This window comes from Aurantiacibacter rhizosphaerae (assembly GCF_009807005.1).
Taxonomy (GTDB): Bacteria; Pseudomonadota; Alphaproteobacteria; order Sphingomonadales; family Sphingomonadaceae; genus Alteraurantiacibacter; species Alteraurantiacibacter rhizosphaerae.
On record NZ_WUBR01000001.1, the window covers coordinates 107,810 to 125,414 of the forward strand.

Annotated in this window: 15 protein-coding genes; 10 read left to right on the forward strand and 5 right to left on the reverse strand. The window is 62.5% G+C overall.

Annotated elements, in window-relative coordinates; genetic code table 11:
• Positions 1-4 precede the first annotated feature (4 nt).
• On the forward strand, positions 5-1,330 hold the full coding sequence (locus GRF63_RS00565; RefSeq protein ID WP_160484083.1) for a PepSY-associated TM helix domain-containing protein: 1,326 nt from the start codon (positions 5-7) through the stop codon (positions 1,328-1,330).
• 64 nt (positions 1,331-1,394) lie between these two features.
• Here the strand turns inward: GRF63_RS00565 and GRF63_RS00570 are convergent, their stop codons facing one another.
• Positions 1,395-2,156, reverse strand: a complete 762-nt coding sequence (locus tag GRF63_RS00570; protein WP_160484084.1) for a hypothetical protein — start codon at positions 2,154-2,156, stop codon at positions 1,395-1,397.
• Entirely contained in the window at positions 2,153-3,220 is a 1,068-nt protein-coding gene (locus GRF63_RS00575; protein WP_160484085.1) for a COX15/CtaA family protein, read from the reverse strand. Before GRF63_RS00575 ends, GRF63_RS00570 begins: the two co-directional genes overlap by 4 nt.
• Positions 3,221-3,346: 126 nt before the next feature.
• Here GRF63_RS00575 and GRF63_RS00580 point away from each other — a divergent pair, with 126 nt between their 5' ends.
• From GRF63_RS00580 to GRF63_RS00590, 3 genes are all read left to right on the forward strand, one after another.
• Entirely contained in the window at positions 3,347-3,715 is a 369-nt protein-coding gene (locus tag GRF63_RS00580) for a MerC domain-containing protein (protein WP_237392240.1), read from the forward strand.
• A gap of 22 nt (positions 3,716-3,737) precedes the next feature.
• Positions 3,738-4,733, forward strand: coding sequence for a sulfur carrier protein ThiS (gene thiS / locus GRF63_RS00585; RefSeq protein ID WP_160485310.1), 996 nt, complete (start codon positions 3,738-3,740; stop codon positions 4,731-4,733).
• Positions 4,734-4,846: 113 nt separating this feature from the next.
• A complete protein-coding gene (locus tag GRF63_RS00590) occupies positions 4,847-5,377 on the forward strand; it encodes a hypothetical protein (protein WP_160484087.1) in 531 nt (176 codons plus the stop codon).
• Positions 5,378-5,433: 56 nt separating this feature from the next.
• Here GRF63_RS00590 and GRF63_RS00595 read toward each other — a convergent pair whose 3' ends face one another.
• Together GRF63_RS00595 and GRF63_RS00600 are read right to left on the reverse strand one after the other, a co-directional pair.
• Entirely contained in the window at positions 5,434-7,116 is a 1,683-nt protein-coding gene (locus GRF63_RS00595; protein ID WP_237392241.1) for a hypothetical protein, read from the reverse strand.
• Between the two features lie 157 nt (positions 7,117-7,273).
• The gene (locus GRF63_RS00600) at positions 7,274-9,070 is read right to left on the reverse strand and encodes an AMP-dependent synthetase/ligase (RefSeq protein ID WP_160484088.1); all 1,797 of its coding nucleotides are present in this window, start codon (positions 9,068-9,070) and stop codon (positions 7,274-7,276) included.
• Between the two features lie 141 nt (positions 9,071-9,211).
• Here GRF63_RS00600 and ggt point away from each other — a divergent pair, with 141 nt between their 5' ends.
• Positions 9,212-10,942: a gamma-glutamyltransferase gene (ggt, locus tag GRF63_RS00605; RefSeq protein ID WP_160484089.1), complete on the forward strand. Its 1,731-nt coding sequence runs from the start codon at positions 9,212-9,214 to the stop codon at positions 10,940-10,942.
• Here the strand turns inward: ggt and GRF63_RS00610 are convergent.
• On the reverse strand, positions 10,939-11,976 hold the full coding sequence (locus GRF63_RS00610; RefSeq protein WP_160484090.1) for a quinone-dependent dihydroorotate dehydrogenase: 1,038 nt from the start codon (positions 11,974-11,976) through the stop codon (positions 10,939-10,941). The genes ggt and GRF63_RS00610 overlap by 4 nt on opposite strands.
• A 319-nt stretch (positions 11,977-12,295) precedes the next feature.
• On the opposite strand from GRF63_RS00610, the gene GRF63_RS00615 reads away from it, so the two are divergent.
• The 5 genes from GRF63_RS00615 to GRF63_RS00635 all read left to right on the forward strand — a co-directional run bounded on the left by GRF63_RS00615 (position 12,296) and on the right by GRF63_RS00635 (position 17,603).
• Complete coding sequence (locus GRF63_RS00615) at positions 12,296-14,101, forward strand: DUF885 domain-containing protein (protein ID WP_160484091.1); 1,806 nt, start codon at positions 12,296-12,298, stop codon at positions 14,099-14,101.
• A gap of 27 nt (positions 14,102-14,128) precedes the next feature.
• Complete coding sequence (locus GRF63_RS00620; RefSeq protein ID WP_160484092.1) at positions 14,129-15,022, forward strand: helix-turn-helix domain-containing protein; 894 nt, start codon at positions 14,129-14,131, stop codon at positions 15,020-15,022.
• A 114-nt stretch (positions 15,023-15,136) separates the two neighbouring features.
• A complete protein-coding gene (locus GRF63_RS00625; RefSeq protein ID WP_160484093.1) occupies positions 15,137-15,553 on the forward strand; it encodes an SUF system Fe-S cluster assembly regulator in 417 nt (138 codons plus the stop codon).
• Complete coding sequence (sufB, locus tag GRF63_RS00630; RefSeq protein ID WP_160484094.1) at positions 15,550-17,046, forward strand: Fe-S cluster assembly protein SufB; 1,497 nt, start codon at positions 15,550-15,552, stop codon at positions 17,044-17,046. Before GRF63_RS00625 ends, sufB begins: the two co-directional genes overlap by 4 nt.
• Positions 17,043-17,603 carry a DUF559 domain-containing protein gene (locus tag GRF63_RS00635; protein WP_160484095.1) on the forward strand — a complete coding sequence of 187 codons (561 nt, stop codon included), beginning with the start codon at positions 17,043-17,045 and terminating at the stop codon, positions 17,601-17,603. The genes sufB and GRF63_RS00635 overlap by 4 nt, the downstream gene beginning before the upstream one ends.
• Positions 17,604-17,605: the final 2 nt, after the last annotated feature.

Here is a 17,605-nt window from a genome sequence, read left to right on the forward strand (position 1 = left end):
CCTGATGACGCTTTCCATCGATCCCTCCACCGTCAAACGCGGACTTTCCGCACATGCCGCCCTCGGCCTGATCGGGGGGGCGCTGCTCTACCTCGTCTGCCTGACGGGCACGGTCTTGGTCCTGTACGAGGAATGGCAGCGTTTCGAACAACCCGATGCGCCGGAGATGAGCGAAATCAGCCCCGCCGCCGTGCAGCGTGCAGTCGAATCCGTGCTTGCTGCGGAGGATGAGCCGACCACGCATCTGTACGTCCACATGCCCACCGCCGAATTGCCAAGAACCACGATCACCACCGATACCCAGGCCGTGCATATCGATGCAGGCGGGTCTGCCGTGCTGCCGGAGGAGAACGCATGGTCGGAATTTCTCTACGCGCTGCACTATACGCTGAACCTGCCCATGATCGTGGGGATCACCATCGTCGGCCTGCTGGGGGCGATGATGCTGGCGCTGGCCATTACCGGGGTGATCGCGCTGCCCCGGATCTTTCGTGACGCTTTTCGCCTGCGCTCTCGCAAGACAGGCGGCATTGCCATGGCCGACTGGCACAACCGGCTGAGCGTGTGGACCTTGCCCTTCACGCTTGCCATCGGTCTGACGGGGGCGGCGATCGGGCTGGCCATCGCATCCGCCTATGGCGTGGCGATGGCGAGTTATGACGGCGATACCGATGCGCTGTTCGCCAGTCTTTTCGGCGACGAGCCTGAGATGGCTTCGGCCACATCAACGGCCGTGCCAGACGTGGCGGGTGTGCTGAATTACATGAGCGATACCTATCCAGAGGTGGAGGTAACCTATGCGATCCTGCACGATCCGGGCACGACGGGGCAGCATGTGCAGATCGTGGGGGAGCACAGCCGCAGGCTGATCTTTGGCGAATATTACAATTTCACCGCCGACGGTGCCATTGTTGGAACCGCTGGGTTATCCGATGGCTCGCCCGGCCAGCAGGCAGCAGCCTCCACCTATAATCTGCATTTCGGCAATTACGGCGGGTTGATTGTCAAGATTGCCTATATCGCCTTTGGTCTTGCGATGACGGTGGTCTGCGCGACGGGCACATTCATCTGGCTGGGCAAGAGGCGCCGCCGCGGCATTCAGGAGCCGCGCCTCAGGGCCGCCTGGCACGGCGTGGTGTGGGGCGCGCCCGCGGCCCTTGGTCTGACGCTGATCGTGCGGCTGGCGGGCGGAAATGATGCGCCATTTGCCGCGATATTCTGGATCGGGCTTTCGCTTAGCGTGGCAATCGCTGCCTGGCGGGCCAAGTCATTCGGGACTGGAACGCGTGATAGCGAGTTTTCAACTGCGCCAATCAAAACAGGTGCCTAGCGTGGGAAAATGACAGTGATCGCGTAAGGGAAGGGCACGGTCTTTTCCAAAGTCGCGCCAAATGTCAGATCGCCGTCAGGCTCCAGCTTTCGAAAGTTGCGCGGCGGGTGCTGTCCACATGCGTCAACACGTCCCGGCGCGCCTGTTGCATCAGCCCGGTGCCGCTGTCCCAATCGCATTCGAAAACGGTTTCCACTGTGCCCAGCAATCCATCCGGAAACGCGATGTCCTGCGCATCCCGGCGGGACCGTGTGACAGGGGCGAAAAGGTCTGTTGGCAGATAGGCGGTAACATTCTGCCCTGCCTGCTGCATCGCGCTGAAAAAGCGGGAGAACTCTGCCCGCTCGTCTGTCCCGATTGGCTGAGCGGAGAGCCTGTCGAGAGCCATTGCCACGGCCTGGCGCAGCGCATTTTCAGGCGAATTGGCAATCGCGGCGGACACGATCTGGCCGAAGGGATCGAGAGCGATGGGGAACATGCCGCTTTCATCGCGCCCCTCTTCCAGCGCGGCGAATTCTGCAAGCTTTGCAGGCGCGTCCACACTGGCGCCGGTTTGCTGGCCGTGCAGCATGAAACCGCCAGCGAAACCGGTGAAGTAAACCCTGAATTCCCGCGTGACCGAGAAAAACGCGCCATCCACAAGCTCCCGCGCCACGGAGCGGGTGTAACGCATGGGAACAGGTGGGGGGGCGATCAGTCGGCCGGGCAACTGACCAGCCAAATCACCGGGCGTGGCGCCCTGCGCGCCACTGGCAACAAGCGCCGGTGTGACCGCGGCGGCAATGGCCAGCTGCAAGACCCTGCGCCTGTCGACCGGCCCTGTCATGAGACTGTTCCCGTGCTCCTGCCCAGCACATGCGCGCCCCATGCAAAGGATGCCACCAGCAAGGCGCCCACCAATTGGTGCGCCACGGCAATCCACAGGGCAACCCCGGTGATCACGGTGGCGATGCCCAGCAGGATCTGGATGCCCAGCGCCAGGTAAATGGCGCTGGCGGCGCGGCTTTCCATCGGTTGCACGCGCAGGGCCATCACCACCAGTGCGCCCACGGCCACCCAGGCCCACCAGCGATGCAGGAAGTGGATGAAGAAAGGATCATGGGTGAAAGTCCACCACACGCCGCGTGACCAATCCGCCTCCGGCACGATCTGTCCCTGCATCAGCGGCCAGGTGTCCGAAGCAAGGCCGGCATTCAGGCCCGCCACCCACGCGCCCAGCAGCAGTTGCAGCACCAGCACGATGCCCACCGCCAGCGTAAACGTGGTGAGACGGGCAGATATACCCCGGCCCGCCGCATTCAGCTGGCGCAGGTCCAGCGCGGTCCAGATCAATCCGCCAAGGGTGAAAAACGCCGTCAGCAGGTGAATGGAAAGCCAGAAGTGGGAGACATCGGTCATCTCGCTGCCAAGGCCGGAGCGGACCATGAACCACCCGAAAGCCCCCTGCATGCCGCCCAACGCCAGCAGCGCAACGAGGCGCGGCTTGTAACCGGCAGGGATCTCCTTGCGCAGCCAGAACCACGCCAGCGGCACCGCGAACACCAGGCCGATCACGCGGCCCAGCAGGCGGTGAAACCATTCCCAGAAATAGATGAACTTGAATTCGGACAGGTCCATTCCGGCAGGGCCGGTGACGTTCTGATATTCACCCGTTTGCTGGTATAGATCGAACTCTGCCTGCCAGTCCGCCTGGCTGAGCGGGGGGAGCGCGCCCGTCACCGGCTTCCACTGCGTGATGGAAAGGCCGCTTTCCGTCAGCCGGGTGATGCCGCCCACGGCCACCATGATCAGCACCAGCGTCGCCACGATGAACAGCCAGCCCGCAATCGCGCGCGGGCGAGCGCGCGTGATGACGGGCGGTGAAGCTGCGGGAATTGCTGTTGCGACCATAGGCCTAGCGATTTGCAACTTTGGCAGGCAAATCGCAAGCATCCCTTTGGATTGCGCAGCACCGGCGTGGCAAATGTTGCAACATTACCTCTTGCGCAATGTTATGACGTTACATACATGGTTTGCATGGCTTCGATCACCCCCTGGATTCGCGGTCGCCTTGATCGCGCCGGCGTTATGCTTTCCGCGCTGTGCCTCGTGCATTGCGTGCTTGGGCTGGTGCTGGTTGCTGGTCTGGGTATTGGCGGCACCTTTCTGCTTGATCCTGATCTGCATCGCTGGGGCCTACTTCTGGCCACCATCGTGGCAGGCGTTGCCATCGGCCTTGGCGCGATACGCCATCGGCGGGCCATGCCCTTTGTCGTGGCGATGACGGGCCTCACCTTCATGGGCGGCGCGCTGGCCGTGGGCCATGGCTTTGAAGAGGCTATTCTGACCATGATCGGTGTCACCCTTGTGGCCGCCGGGCACATCCTCAACTTGCGCCACGCCTGACAGGGCTTATGTGGCGCTGGTGATGACCCAGCTAAAATCCCTTACCGTCAACGGTGAAACCCGCCGTTCCCCCGCAGCCACCATCGCCGATCTCGTGCGCGAACTGGGCCTGAAGCCCGAAAAGGTCGCGGTGGAGCACAATGGCGAAATCGCGCCGCGCTCCACTTTGGAGGAGGCTGCCCTGGCAGAGGGGGACCAGCTGGAGATCGTGCATTTCGTGGGCGGCGGATCCGGCGCGGATAGTGCGGATGATGATAGCTGGGAAGTTGCCGGGCACCGGTTCAACAGCCGGTTGATCGTGGGCACGGGCAAGTACAAGGATTTCGCCCAGAATGCCGCCGCGGTGGAGGCTGCCGGAGCCGAGATCGTAACGGTGGCCGTGCGCCGCGTGAATATCTCCGACCCGAACCAGCCCGTGCTGATGGATCATATCGATCCCAAGAAGGTCACCTACCTGCCCAACACCGCAGGCTGCTTCACTGCCGACGATGCGATTCGCACGCTGCGACTGGCAAGAGAGGCCGGTGGCTGGGATCTGGTGAAGCTGGAAGTGCTGGGCGAAGCGAAAACGCTGTATCCCAACATGGTGGAAACCCTGCGCGCCTGTGAAGTGCTGGCCAAGGAGGGGTTCAAGCCGATGGTATACTGCACGGATGATCCCATCGCGGCACAGCAGCTGGAACAGGCGGGCGCCGTTGCCATCATGCCGCTTGGCGCGCCTATCGGTTCCGGCCTTGGCATTCAGAACCAGGTGACCATTCGCCTGATCGTGGAAGGCGCCAATGTTCCCGTACTGGTGGATGCAGGCGTCGGCACCGCGTCCGATGCGGCCGTGGCGATGGAGCTGGGCTGTGACGGCGTGCTGATGAACACCGCCATTGCAGAGGCGAAGGATCCCATCCGCATGGCCCGCGCCATGAAGCTGGCGGTGGAAGCAGGGCGAGAGGCCTACAGGGCCGGGCGCATGGGCCGCCGCAAATATGCCGATCCCAGCTCTCCGCTGGCGGGCCTTATCTGACGCGGTGAATCTCCTGCCTCGGCAGGCTTGCGAAACAATCACCTCCCGATGCACACGATAAATTAACCATAGGCGCGCAAACCTCCTTGCATATCCGCAAAGGAAGGGTCGCAATGGGGTACGAGTCGAAGACATTTTCGCTGACGATCGCAGAGATGCGGGAGTTTGCAGGCTTTGCCGAACATGAGCAGCGTTTTATCGAGCGATCACTCGATATCGCGCTGGCCCGCAACGATGCCTTCAAAAGCTGGAGCGGATCGCCCGCAGATCAGCGCGCCATTCGCGGCCAGTACCTGGCCTATCGCGAACTGCGCCAGTTGCGCGGCATGATCCCTGCCGGCGATGGTTTTGATGGGCTGGAAGGCCTGATGGGCCCGCTGATGCGTATCTCCGCGCAGGATATTGCGCTGGAACAGATCGATTGCTTTTCCGCCTACCGTTTCCTTTACGAGCGCCTGCTGGGCGCTGCGGTGCGCCCTTTCCTTCCGGCAGCATTCTGCGCTGCGGCCGCATTGCCCCAGATCCGCCCTGAACGCCGACGCATGCTGCTGCAAAGCCTTAGCGAGGCTGCGGCCACGGCGCCTGCATGGTCCGGCAAGGAACCGGCCTTCTACCCCGAAAAGGTGGAAGTCGAAGCCGCCTAAAGCTCTAAAAAGCGTGGGGCCCGCCCTCATCAGAAGGCAGGCCCCGGCCCATTCGATCAGAACGCTACCTGTGCGCCTGCCAGGATCACGTTCGTATCCACGCCCTGCTCTGACCAGGTGCTGCCATCCGGGAAGTTGCCGCCGGACAGGAAGTTGAGCGGCACGAACCCGTCCACATGCACGAACTCGCCAAACAGGTTGACGTTCGCCATGGGGAACCACGATCCGCCCAGCACGATCTGGTTCTGGCGTTCCCAAGGGGCACCGTCTTCGCCAGAGATGAACTTGGAGAATTCCGCCGAAAGCGCGAAGGCGCGGCGCTGTGCGCTGGCCACTTCCTCGCCAAAGCCCACGCGGCCACCAAGCGTGAAGGATTCCGCCTTCACCGCGCTGAACTGGCTCAGCGGGTTGGTGGGAATGGGGACCGCCGTACCGGCCCATTCATCGGTGGTGGTGGCATACTCACCCAGCAGCGTAACCGGCCCGTAAGTCAGGCGGCCATAGGCGGCGACACCGGGATTGTTGTCCGCACACGGGTTGAAGTGGAACACCGGATAGCCCTGGCAATAGGCGGTGCCGTGCTGATAGCTGGCGCCCACCATCACGGCATTGCCTTCTCCGCCAAGATCAACCGTGTAGCGTCCGTCCACGGCGAAGTTGTTGGCGCGTGAAGGGACAGAGCTACCCAGCACCGGGTTGTTGGCCGCGCGGAACTGCGAACCGCCCTGGATCAGCATGCCGCGCACGTGCAGCCCGCCCGAAACGAAGCCTGCCTGCGCACCGTAGGCGAGGCCGGCAAAGGCGTGCCAGTTGGTGGAATTGGTGAATGGGCTGACCGTGTCGTTCAGGCCGAAGGGCACATCCATCTTGCCCAGCAAAGCGTAAACGGGAAGCGCATCCAGATCGCCATACATCACCCAGCCGCGGCGCAGCTGCACCTGGTTGCGGGTGAGCGCGGTGATCGTGCCCTGGCCAAAGCTTTGCTGCGGATCATAGAGAAATTCCGCAAAGGCCGTAACACGCGGTGCAACGCGGGCCGTCACTGCCAACGATGCAGAGTGCAGCACCACTTCGGAGACATGATCGCCCAGCTGGTTGGCGCTGGTGGGGTGGCGCATCAGATAGCCGAACTTGTCGTCCGTATCGGTCCACTGGTAATTGGCGATTGCGGTAACTTGGCCCGACAGAGTTACGCGATCCGACAGCTCCCCTTCCTGCAGCGCGGCAAGCTGGATCAGCGGCTTGGTGTTCACATTCTCCGCATGGTCCAGGATGCGATAGGCATAGGTGGGGTTCGTACCCACGAAGTTCTCGGAGCCTGCAACCTGCATTTCGCGCGGATCGTCAACCTCCGTCACCGTGTCCACCGGACCGCGCGAGGCGCTGGTGTTGGCGGCCACCACGGTGCCGCCGGGAATGCCATCCTGTGCGGTGGCTGCGGGGGTATCGGCCCCTGCTGCGGATGCACCGGGTGCGGAAAGGGCGAACGCGCCATTCTCGTTTGCGGCGATATCGCCCTGCACCGCATTGTCCTGCAGCGCATCCACTTGTGCGCGCAATTGTGCGTTTTCGGTTTCCAGCTGCTGGAAGCGTGCCTCCAGTGCTTCAAGCCGCTCCAGCATCGCTGCATCCTGCGCGGCGGCAGGCATGGCGATGGCAACCGATGCACCCGCCAGCAGGCAGGCGACACGCATACGCAAACGGCCATGCATCGCATGGTCGCGAATAAACGAACTCATAATTTGTATTCCCCTATTTGCCCCGCCGCGCCCAATGCGGCGGAACAGTCCATTAGTCCCGGCAGCGCGATGGTGCGCTGCAGCGGGGCCGGTTACTTAGGGAAGGTGGTTTTAATAGAGTGCTAACGCAGTTATACACAACAATTGCAGAGTGGATTTAGTATAAATCGTCCAGCTGGTCCTGATAGTTTTCACGAATCTGCATGCGGCGAATCTTCATCGTCGGCGTCATCATGTTGTTATCGACTGTAAAAGCTTCATCCGCCAGCACGAACTTGCGGATTTTCTCGATTACCGACAGATCCTGATTGGTGCGATCGATGGCGGTTTTGATTGCAGACCGAAACGCGGGAAGTTCTTGCAGTGCCGCCATATCGAAGGGCTCGCCGTTCTCTCTTGCCCATTGCACGGCCCATTCAGGATCCGGCACCACCAGCGCCACCATGTAGGGCCGCTTGTCGCCTGAAACCATCGCCTGGCTGATCTCCGGCTGCAGGGTCAGCATCCCTTCCAGCTTTTGCGGCGCGACATTATCGCCCTTGTCGTTGACGATGATGTCCTTCTTGCGGTCGGTAATCTTGATGCGGCCCTTGCTGTCGATATGGCCGACATCGCCTGTATGCAGCCAGCCATCGCGAATGGCGTTCTCCGTATCTTCGGGCCGCTGCCAGTAGCCCAGCATTACCAGCTCTCCGCGAACCAGGATTTCGCCGTCATCGGCAATCTTCACCTCGACCCCGCGCAGCGGCGGGCCGACGGTGTCCAGCTTAATCCCGGCGCTGGGATAGTTGCAGGCGATCACCGGCGCGCTTTCGGTCTGCCCGTAACCTTGCAGCATGGTGAGGCCCATCGCTTGGAAGAAGCCGCCCACTTCGGGGTTGAGCGGCGCGCCGCCCGATACCAGCGCCTTTACCCGGCCGCCAAAGCGCTGCTTTATCTTGGGGCGCAAAGTGGCCGACAGCAGCATCTCGTCCGGCTTGGTGAGCAGACCGTCCCTGCCGGAAACCTGCTTTTCCCCCAGCGCGAAGGCGCGGCCCAACAGGAAGCGGGCGAGGCCGCCCTGCTTCTCGATCGCCTTGATCATCTTGCCGCGCAGCACTTCGAAAAGGCGCGGCACCACCACCATGACGGTGGGGGATGCTTCCTCCAGATTGCTGGAAAGCTTGTCCAGCCCTTCGGAGAACCAGATATCCGCGCCCAGGCCCAGCGGAAGGTAAAAGCCCGCCGTGTGTTCGAAAGCATGGCTCAGCGGCAGGAAGGAGAGGAAGCGTTCCTCTTCCCATCCCAGGTCGTGCTCGATCACATGCGCCGCCGCGCTGACGTTGGAGAGGATGGCGCCGTGGTGCAGCATCACCCCGCGCGGGGCGCCGCTGGTGCCGCTGGTGTAGATGATGCAGGCCATGTCGCGGCGCGTGAAACCGGCGATCCGCGCATCCACGGCCTTGCGCGCCGCTGCCGCATCGCCCGATGTCATCTCTGCCCATTGGTGGATCTCGATGGAGCCGGATTGCGAGGATGGCACGGATTCAATCGCGATAACCTGCTGGCCGCGCCCCGTTTTCATGATTGCGGGAAACAGCGCCTTGGTCAGCTTGGCATTGCCCACCACCACCGCGCTGGCGCCTGAATCATCCAGCACGTGGCTGTGATCACGCTCTGTATTGGTGGTGTAGGCAGGGGTGGTGATGCAGCCTGCCGCCATGATGGCAAGATCGGCGATGCACCATTCGGGGCGATTTTCCGCAACCACCATCACCCGGTCACCATCGCGCAGGCCTATGCTGCGCAGCTTTTCAGCCAGCAGGCACACTTGCTCTGCCGCCTCGGCATAGGAGGTGGAGGTCCATTCGCCGTCGATCTTGGCGGTCAGGAAGGGTTTGTCTCCACGCTCGCCCGCGCGCTGGAGAAACAGCGCGACGAGGCTGGTGGCGTTGTCGATATCGACGAGTTGCATTGCGCGATGCTCTCCCTAGGTGCCGGACCGCCTTGTCTTATCGTCCGGGCATTGGTTCGTTAGCGGGAGTTAGGCGGCAGGGGCGCAGGGGGCAAGCCTGCTTCATTGCCAGCAGGGGTAGAGGTGGATATGGCCATTGGCATGTCGCTCTCTCGAATTTGCGCCGCTGCTGCCGCACTCGCTCTTGCTTCCTGCACCACGCCGACGGCTGAAACTGCGGTCGAAACCTCGGCAGAGGTCGCCGCCGAGCAAAACGAGGTCGCGCCCTTCGTGGTTGCCGCCAATCCGCTGGCAGCGCGCGCCGGGATGGATGTGCTGGAACGCGGCGGCAATGCGGCAGACGCGGCGCTGGCGGTGCAGGCGATGCTTTCCCTGGTGGAGCCGCAAAGCTCCGGCATGGGCGGTGGCGCATTCCTGAACTACTTCAATGCCGAGGATGGCAGCGTCACCATCTACGACGGCCGCGAAACTGCGCCGGCGCAGGCCAGCCGCACGATGTTCCTCGATAGCAATGGCAAGCCGCTGGGCTATCGGGAAGCCGTGGTGAGCGGGCGCGCAACGGGCGTTCCCGGCGCTGTCGCCGCGCTGGCCATGCTGCATGAAGAGCACGGCGCCTTGCCGTGGAATGGCCTGTTCGACGATGCCATTCGCACGGCGGATGAAGGCTTCGTCATCAGCCCACGTTTGGGCAATTTCCTGTCGCGAGACTTTGCACAATTGTCCCAGCCCGATGCCGCTGCCTATTTCGCGCGACCCGATGGCACGCGCATGCAGACGGGCGATCTGTTGCAGAACCCCGCCTATGCCGATTTTCTTCGCCGCCTGTCGGCCCATGGCATTTCCGCCCTGTATGAAGGCAGCACGGCGGCGCAGATCGTGCAGCGCACGCGCGCCGCGCCGCGCGGCGGCACCATGACGATGGCCGATCTTGCGAATTATCGCCCGATAAAGCGCCAGCCGGTGTGCAACCCGTGGCGCGAATTTCGCGTCTGTGCCCCGCCGCCCCCTTCCAGCGGGGCTGCGCTGCTGCAATTGCTGGCCCTGCTGGAACACACCGATATCGCCGCGCGCGGGCCGGACGATCCGCAGGCCTGGTTCCTGTTCGCAGAGGCCAGCCGCCTGATGTATGCAGACCGCGATGCCTATTTCGGAGACGGGGACTTCGTGAATGTCCCGGTGGCAGGCCTGCTGGATGCAGATTACGTGGATGCGCGCGCCGCGCTGATCGGGCCGCGTGCGGCAACAAGCGTGCAGCCGGGCAATCCGGCGGGGGCAGGGCAGGTGTTGGACGATCTGACGCAGGAGCCTGCGGGCACATCGCATTTCATCGTGCGCGACGGGCAGGGCAATGTCCTGTCCATCACCACCACGGTGGAATCCATTTTCGGCACCGGGCGCATGGTGGATGGCTTCTTCCTCAATAACCAGCTGACCGATTTTGCCTTCAACCCCCTGCAACCCAATGGGGACGAATCGCCCAATGCCGTGGCACCGGGCAAGCGTCCGCGATCATCCATGTCGCCGCTGATCCTGCTTGATGAGGACGGGCACTTCGCTGGTGCCATCGGTTCTGCCGGGGGCAATTCGATCCTTGCCTATGTGGCCAAATCGCTGGTGGCCGCGGTGGACTGGGGTCTGCCAATGCAGACCGCGCTGGCGCAGCCCAACCTTGTGGCGCGCGGCGATCGGCCTGGCGGAGAGGTGGGCGCATTCGATCCGGCAATCCTTGAAGGGCTGGCGGAACGCGGGATAGACCTTGCGCCCGGACAGGGAGAGGATTCTGGCGTTCACGCCGTGCTGATCCGCAATGGCGAAGTGGACGGCGGATATGATCCGCGCCGCGAAGGCGTTGTGCTGGTGGGTGAACGCTAGGGCGCTTCGCTGCCCACGGCCTGTGCGATTGAGGTAAAGCCGTCGCGCTTCATCAGTTTTACCAGCCCCTTGGTAAGCTGCTTGGCAATGCCGGGGCCGCGATAGGTCATGGCGCTGTACAGCTGCACGAGGCTGGCGCCTGCCCGGATGCGCTCCCACGCATCTTCCGCCGTCGCGATGCCGCCAACGCCCACCAGCGGCACCGCACCGCCGGCGGCCTTGCGAAAGGCGCGCAGCGTTTCCAGCGCCAGGGGCTTTAGCGGTGCCCCCGAGAGACCGCCGGTTTCGCGTGCTGCGGCAGAGGCGAGTTCTGGCCGTGAAATCGTGGTGTTGGCCACGATCAGCGCGCCCAGTTTCTTGTCCATCGCGATGCGGGTGATCGCATCCACATCCGCCGGTTGCAGATCAGGCGCCACCTTCAGGAACACGGGCGGACCTGTCTCGCCGCGCGCTTCCAGCACACCGTCCAGCAATTCCACCAATGCCCCCTCGTCCTGCAGGGCGCGCAGGCCGGGCGTGTTGGGGCTGGAAATGTTGACGGCCAGATAGGTGGCGTCTGGCGCCATGATGCGCGTCATCGCGGCGTAATCGGCAATGCGATCCGCGCTGTCCTTGTTGGCGCCGATATTGATGCCGAGCACACCCGGCCTGTCTCCGCGCGCAGCGACTCGCACCGCGGCAGCCTCTGCCCCGCCATTGTTGAATCCCATGCGATTGATCACCGCGCGGTCTTTTTCCAGCCGGAACAGGCGCGGCTTCGGATTGCCCGACTGTGGCAGCGGCGTGATGGAGCCGACCTCCACGAAGCCGAAGCCCAGCCCCAGCAGCGCGTCTGCCACCTCAGCATCCTTGTCGAACCCGGCGGCCATGCCAACCGGATTGGGAAAGGTAATCCCGGCCACCGTGGTTTCCAGCGGACCGCCGGGACGCGCGGGTTTCCCGGCGGGCAGCGCCTTCAGCGCCTTTATCGCGATGGTGTGCGCGCGCTCTGCATCGAGCGTGAAAAGGGCAGGGCGGATAAGCGAATAGAACATGTCGCCCCCTTGGCAGCATGGCGCACTGTCGCGCAATCCCCTGCTCTCTACCACCACCATGAATTAACAAATGCTATTGCGGATTATTATTAAAATTGACGTGATTCACGTAAAATGACGCCTTCTTACAATTGCTGAGCGCAAGAATCGCGTAGCTGGTTCTTGCGACCCGAAGGGCTCGAGGCGCTTATTGCCATGAGTTCTCTACTTGAACAGGGCGGCTCACCTTTCGAGGGGAGCCGCCCTTTTTTTGTGGGCTTCCGGTAATCGCCCGCATCCTCTAGGTCTGGCGCACCAATAAAGAGGACGCAGCCCCCCAATGATCCGCCAGACATTTCGACTCGCACTGACATTTTCCAGCGCGCTTGCCCTTGCCGCCTGCGCCACCACCGCGGACATGGGCAATGGCGATATGGCCGCGGCGCAACCGCAGGTGCCAGCCGATATCGGCACGTTCTTCGAACAATATAACGAAGCGCAACTGGCGCTTTCGCCTGAGACGAAGGCCTATCGCGGCATTCGCGATGTGGATTACAGCAAGTGGAACGACCGCAGCGAAGCGGCAGACGAGGCGCGCGATGCCCTGCGCGATGAATGGCTGGAACGGATGCGCGCAGGCTATGATCTTGCCAGCCTCTCGCCAGAGGATCAGCTGTCCTATCGCCTGTTCGAAGCGACGGCAGAACGATCGGCCCTGCTTGATCCCTTCCAGGACTACGGCTGGTTCTTCGATCAGATGAATGGCGAGCAGAGCGGTATTCCCGCTTTCCTGATCAACACCCATGCCGTGCAGGATGTGAGCCAGGCGCGCGATTACATCGCCCGGATCGAGGGGATTGCCCCGCTGCTGAACACGCTGATCGCCCGTTCCGCCCTGCGCGCCGATAATGGCGTGATGCCGCCGGACTGGGTCTATCCCTATGTCCTGTCCGATATTCGCAACATGCTGGATGCGGGCACGGACAACGCCGTGCTGGAGGATTTCCGCAGCAAGGTGGCTGAACTGGATATCGACGATGCCCAGCGCGCCGCACTTGTTGCCGATGCGCAGGCCGCCTGGCGTGACAATGCGGCCCCGGCCTACGCCCGCCTTCTCACAGAAATGCAGCGCCAGCAGGCGATGGCACCGGACAAGGACGGGATCTGGCGCTTTCCCGAAGGCGCGGCCTATTATGATGCGCTGCTGGAATATTACACCACCACCGAACTGACCGCAGACGAGATCCACAATATCGGCCTGCGCGAAGTGGAGCGTATTCACAATGAAATGCGCTTCATTATGCAGGAGGTTGGCTTTACCGGCACCCTGCAGGAATTCTTCGAATTCACCCGCAGCGATCCGCGTTTCTATCACACCAGCCGGGAGGATTACCTTGCGGAGGTGAGCGGCGTGATGGACGCGATGGAAGCGCGCCTGCCCGATTATTTCATCACCCTGCCGGAATATGAATTGCAGGTAAAAGCCGTGGAGGCCTTCCGCGAACAGAGCGCGGGCAAGGCCTTCTACCAGTCGCCCGCCACCGATGGATCGCGGCCCGGCACCTATTACGTGAACCTGTATGACCTCAACTCCATGAGCCGGAACGAGCTGGAGGCGCTGGCCTATCACGAGGGTCTGCCCGGCCATCACTTGCAGCGCGGCATCCAGACAGGGCTCGGCGATCTGCCGCCCTTCCGCCGCTATGGCGGCTTCACCGCCTATACCGAAGGATGGGGCCTCTATTCGGAGGAATTGGGCAAGGACATGGGCTTCTACACCGATCCCTATTCCGATTTTGGCCGCCTGCAGATGGAACTGTGGCGCGCGGCGCGGCTGGTGGTGGATACGGGCCTCCATTCCAAGCGCTGGAGCCGCGAGGAAGCCATCGCCTATCTGCAAGAAAACACGCCCAATCCCGAAGGCGATATCCGCAAGGCCATCGAACGGTATACCGTCTATCCCGGACAGGCGACTGCCTATATGATCGGCAAGCTAAAGATCATGGAATTGCGCGAACGGGCGCGCGAGGCATTCGGGGAGGATTTCGACATTCGCCAGTTCCACGAACTGGTGCTGGCCAACGGACCTGTTCCCCTGTCCATACTGGAAGAACAGGTCGACGCATGGATTGAAGAGAAGAGCTGACGCAACATTAGCCGAGGGGGTCGCGCGATGAAACGGGAAATCATGCCGGGCGGAGAGCTTACTCCGCCCAACCAGATTGAAATCGATTATTTCGAGACTGAAGGCGACATCGCCAAGCTGGTTACCGTTTTCTATCACTTCCGCTGCGATGATCCGGTGGTGCGGGATATCCAGCCCGCTGCCATCGGCCACCTCTCGCTGTTTCCCAGGGGCAAGGGCAAGATGTTCCTGCCCGATGGCGGGCATGACACCTCGCAGGAGGTGAACCTGCTCACCCCGCTCTCCTGCGCCTTGCCGATCGAGGTGGACGGCCCGTTTCACGCTGTGGGCGCCGCGCTTTCTCCGCTGGGCTGGGCAGCGCTGACCGGGCTGCATGCGCAGGGTCATGCGAACCGGCTGTACAAGGCCGCCGACTGGATGGATCCGGAGATCGAGGATATCGGCACCGGCCTGTGCGCCGCCTATCGCGACGGAACGGCCAGCGCGGCCGACATGGTTGAGGCGCTGACCGGCTTCATCCTCACACGTGCCAAGCTGCCGCGTCCGCGCCATTTGCAACTGATGGCAAGCGTGGGTGATTGGCTGGCGGGACAGATGCTGCCCGCTGTTGAAGACCTTTATGCCGCAAGCACCTTCTCCCGCCGTCAGACGCAGCGGCTGGTGGAGCAGTATTTCGGCGTGCCGCCTGTAACCCTGCGCCGCAAATACCGCGCCCTGCGCGCTGCCGCAGCACTGTCCCGGCCTGTTCTTTCGGCAGAGGAGGAGGCGGTGATCTATGACGCGTTCTACGATCAGCCGCACATGATCCACGAAATCCGCGAATTCGTGGGCCGCACGCCTGCGCGGCTGTGCGATGACGGGTCTCCCTATCTGAAAGAACTGATCGACAAGAAGAACCTGCGCGAACTGGGCAGGGGCTGATCAGGCCGCTCGAAGGTGCAAATCGCTAACGACTCGCAACAAGCGGAAATGGCTTGATTACGTAGGTTTTACGCATAGGTGACCAATCAGAACAATTTGGTCTGATTAGAAACAATGCGCCTTTCGAACCTTGCAGATTACGCCGTCGTCACGATGAGCCAGGCTGCCCGCCATTGCGGCGGTGGGCGCACAAGTGCGGCTGAACTGGCCGAACAATCGGGCCTGCCTGTCCCCACCGTGCAAAAGGTGGTGAGCAAGCTGACGGCGGCTGGCCTGCTGCGCTCCACCCGCGGCACCGGCGGTGGGCTGCAACTGGCGCGCCCGGCGGCGGCTATTAGCCTGGCTGACATTGTAGAGGCGGTGGAGGGGCCGATTGCGCTCACCTCCTGCGTGGATGGCGGACGGCATGATTGCGCGCTGGAGGGCAGCTGCGCGGTGCAGCCGCACTGGCCGATCGTGAACACAGCTTTGCGCAGCGCACTGGCGGATGTCTCGCTGGTGCAGCTGGCAAGAACGGAAGAAATGGCATGAACGAACAAGTCGAACTGAAGGCCAAGCCCGAACGGGATGCCGAGGCACGCGAGGCAGCCGACAAGGCCGCCGAGTACGAGCATGGCTGGTCCTCCGATATCGAAACCGAATTTGCGGAGAAGGGTCTGAACGAAGACACCGTCCGCTTCATCTCGGCCAAGAAGAAAGAGCCGGAATGGATGCTGGACTGGCGCCTGAAGGCCTTCCGTCTGTGGCAGGAGATGGAGGAGCCGAACTGGGCCAAGCTCGGCTACCCGGAAATCGATTACCAGGATGCCTATTACTACGCTGCGCCCAAGAAGAAGGAGCAGCTGGAATCGCTCGACGAACTCGATCCGGAGATCAAGTCCGTCTACGACAAGCTGGGCATTCCCTTGGCAGAGCAGGAAGTGCTGGCCGGCGTGAAAGGCGCGCGCAAGGTTGCCGTGGACGCGGTGTTCGACTCCGTATCCGTCGCCACGACTTTCCGCGAGGAATTGAAGAAGGCGGGCGTCATCTTCCTTTCCATCAGTGAGGCCCTGCAAGAGCATCCTGACCTGGTGAAGAAGTGGCTGGGCAAGGTCGTGCCCACGCGCGACAACTATTTCGCCTGCCTCAACGCTGCGGTCTTTTCCGACGGCACCTTCGTCTACATCCCCGAGGGCGTTCGCTGCCCGATGGAACTGTCCACCTATTTCCGCATCAATGCGGAGAACACCGGCCAGTTCGAACGCACGCTGATCATCGCCGAAAAGGGCAGCTACGTCAGCTATCTGGAAGGCTGCACCGCGCCCATGCGTGACGAGAACCAGCTGCACGCCGCAGTGGTGGAACTGGTCGCCATGGAAGATGCGGAGATCAAGTATTCCACCGTGCAGAACTGGTATCCCGGCAATTCCGAAGGCGTGGGCGGGATCTACAACTTCGTGACCAAGCGTGGCCTCTGCCAGGGCGCACGGTCCAAGATTTCGTGGACGCAGGTGGAAACCGGCAGCGCGGTGACGTGGAAATACCCGTCCTGCGTGCTGAACGGGGTGGACAGCGTGGGCGAGTTCTACTCCGTCGCCGTGACCAACAATCACCAGCAGGCCGACACCGGCACAAAGATGATCCACAATGCCAGCGGCACCCGCTCCACCATCATCTCCAAGGGGATTTCGGCTGGCAAGAGCAACAACACCTATCGCGGCCGCGTGGCGATTGCCGCCAATGCCGACAATTGCCGCAATTATACCGAGTGCGACAGCCTGCTGCTGGGCAGCGAATGCGGCGCGCACACCGTGCCCTATATCGAGGTGAAGAACCCCACCGCCCAGATCGAGCACGAGGCAACCACCAGCAAGATCAGCGACGATCAGCTGTTCTACGCCATGCAGCGCGGCTTGGGTGAGGAAGAGGCCGTGGCGCTGATCGTCAACGGCTTCGCCAAGGAAGTGCTGAAAGAGCTGCCGATGGAATTTGCGGTCGAAGCGCAGAAGCTGCTGGCGATCTCGCTTGAGGGGAGCGTGGGGTGACCGAACGCAAGAAACTGCAACTGCGCGATCCTTCCGAAACCGCCGAAGCCCCCGCGATCAAGAAGCGTGGGCGCGGTTGGGAAATCAGCGACAAGCGGCTCGACAATTTGCATGAGCAGGCGCGCAAGATGCGGCGTCATGCCTCCGAGGCGCACAAGGCGCTGGCGGAGCGCTTTTCCAAGGCGGCTCTGGGTCGCCACACCTTCAAGCGGTTCGCCGTGGTGGGCAGCGCGATCGTCGACTTCAATTGCCACACGCTCGGCATGGCCATCGTGATTGACGAGGAAGGCGACGACGAGAAGCTTAATCGCCGCCGCGACAAGTCACTGGAAGCCGTAGGCGTGAAGGTGATGCACATCAAGGCCGCCGATATCCTTGAAAATATGGACGATGTGCTGGCCCGCATCACCGCCGGAATGCGCCTGCGCATTGCCGACAAGGGCGAGGCCCGCCGCCGCCACGAGTCCGAACATCCGCGCCAGTCCCGCCCCCGCTACGATCGCGACGGCAACGGCCCGCCGCGCGGCGATCGCGGCAACAGGGGCGAGCGAGGGTGACG

Bases quoted from the DNA above. Each gene is read 5' to 3' on its own strand.
- GRF63_RS00565 (WP_160484083.1), top strand. From the start codon at position 5: ATGACGCTTTCCATCGATCCCTCCACCGTCAAACGCGGACTTTCCGCA.
- GRF63_RS00570 (WP_160484084.1), bottom strand. From the start codon at position 2,156: ATGACAGGGCCGGTCGACAGGCGCAGGGTCTTGCAGCTGGCCATTGCC.
- GRF63_RS00575 (WP_160484085.1), bottom strand. From the start codon at position 3,220: ATGGTCGCAACAGCAATTCCCGCAGCTTCACCGCCCGTCATCACGCGC.
- GRF63_RS00580 (WP_237392240.1), top strand. From the start codon at position 3,347: ATGGCTTCGATCACCCCCTGGATTCGCGGTCGCCTTGATCGCGCCGGC.
- thiS (WP_160485310.1), top strand. From the start codon at position 3,738: ATGACCCAGCTAAAATCCCTTACCGTCAACGGTGAAACCCGCCGTTCC.
- GRF63_RS00590 (WP_160484087.1), top strand. From the start codon at position 4,847: ATGGGGTACGAGTCGAAGACATTTTCGCTGACGATCGCAGAGATGCGG.
- GRF63_RS00595 (WP_237392241.1), bottom strand. From the start codon at position 7,116: ATGAGTTCGTTTATTCGCGACCATGCGATGCATGGCCGTTTGCGTATG.
- GRF63_RS00600 (WP_160484088.1), bottom strand. From the start codon at position 9,070: ATGCAACTCGTCGATATCGACAACGCCACCAGCCTCGTCGCGCTGTTT.
- ggt (WP_160484089.1), top strand. From the start codon at position 9,212: ATGTCGCTCTCTCGAATTTGCGCCGCTGCTGCCGCACTCGCTCTTGCT.
- GRF63_RS00610 (WP_160484090.1), bottom strand. From the start codon at position 11,976: ATGTTCTATTCGCTTATCCGCCCTGCCCTTTTCACGCTCGATGCAGAG.
- GRF63_RS00615 (WP_160484091.1), top strand. From the start codon at position 12,296: ATGATCCGCCAGACATTTCGACTCGCACTGACATTTTCCAGCGCGCTT.
- GRF63_RS00620 (WP_160484092.1), top strand. From the start codon at position 14,129: ATGAAACGGGAAATCATGCCGGGCGGAGAGCTTACTCCGCCCAACCAG.
- GRF63_RS00625 (WP_160484093.1), top strand. From the start codon at position 15,137: ATGCGCCTTTCGAACCTTGCAGATTACGCCGTCGTCACGATGAGCCAG.
- sufB (WP_160484094.1), top strand. From the start codon at position 15,550: ATGAACGAACAAGTCGAACTGAAGGCCAAGCCCGAACGGGATGCCGAG.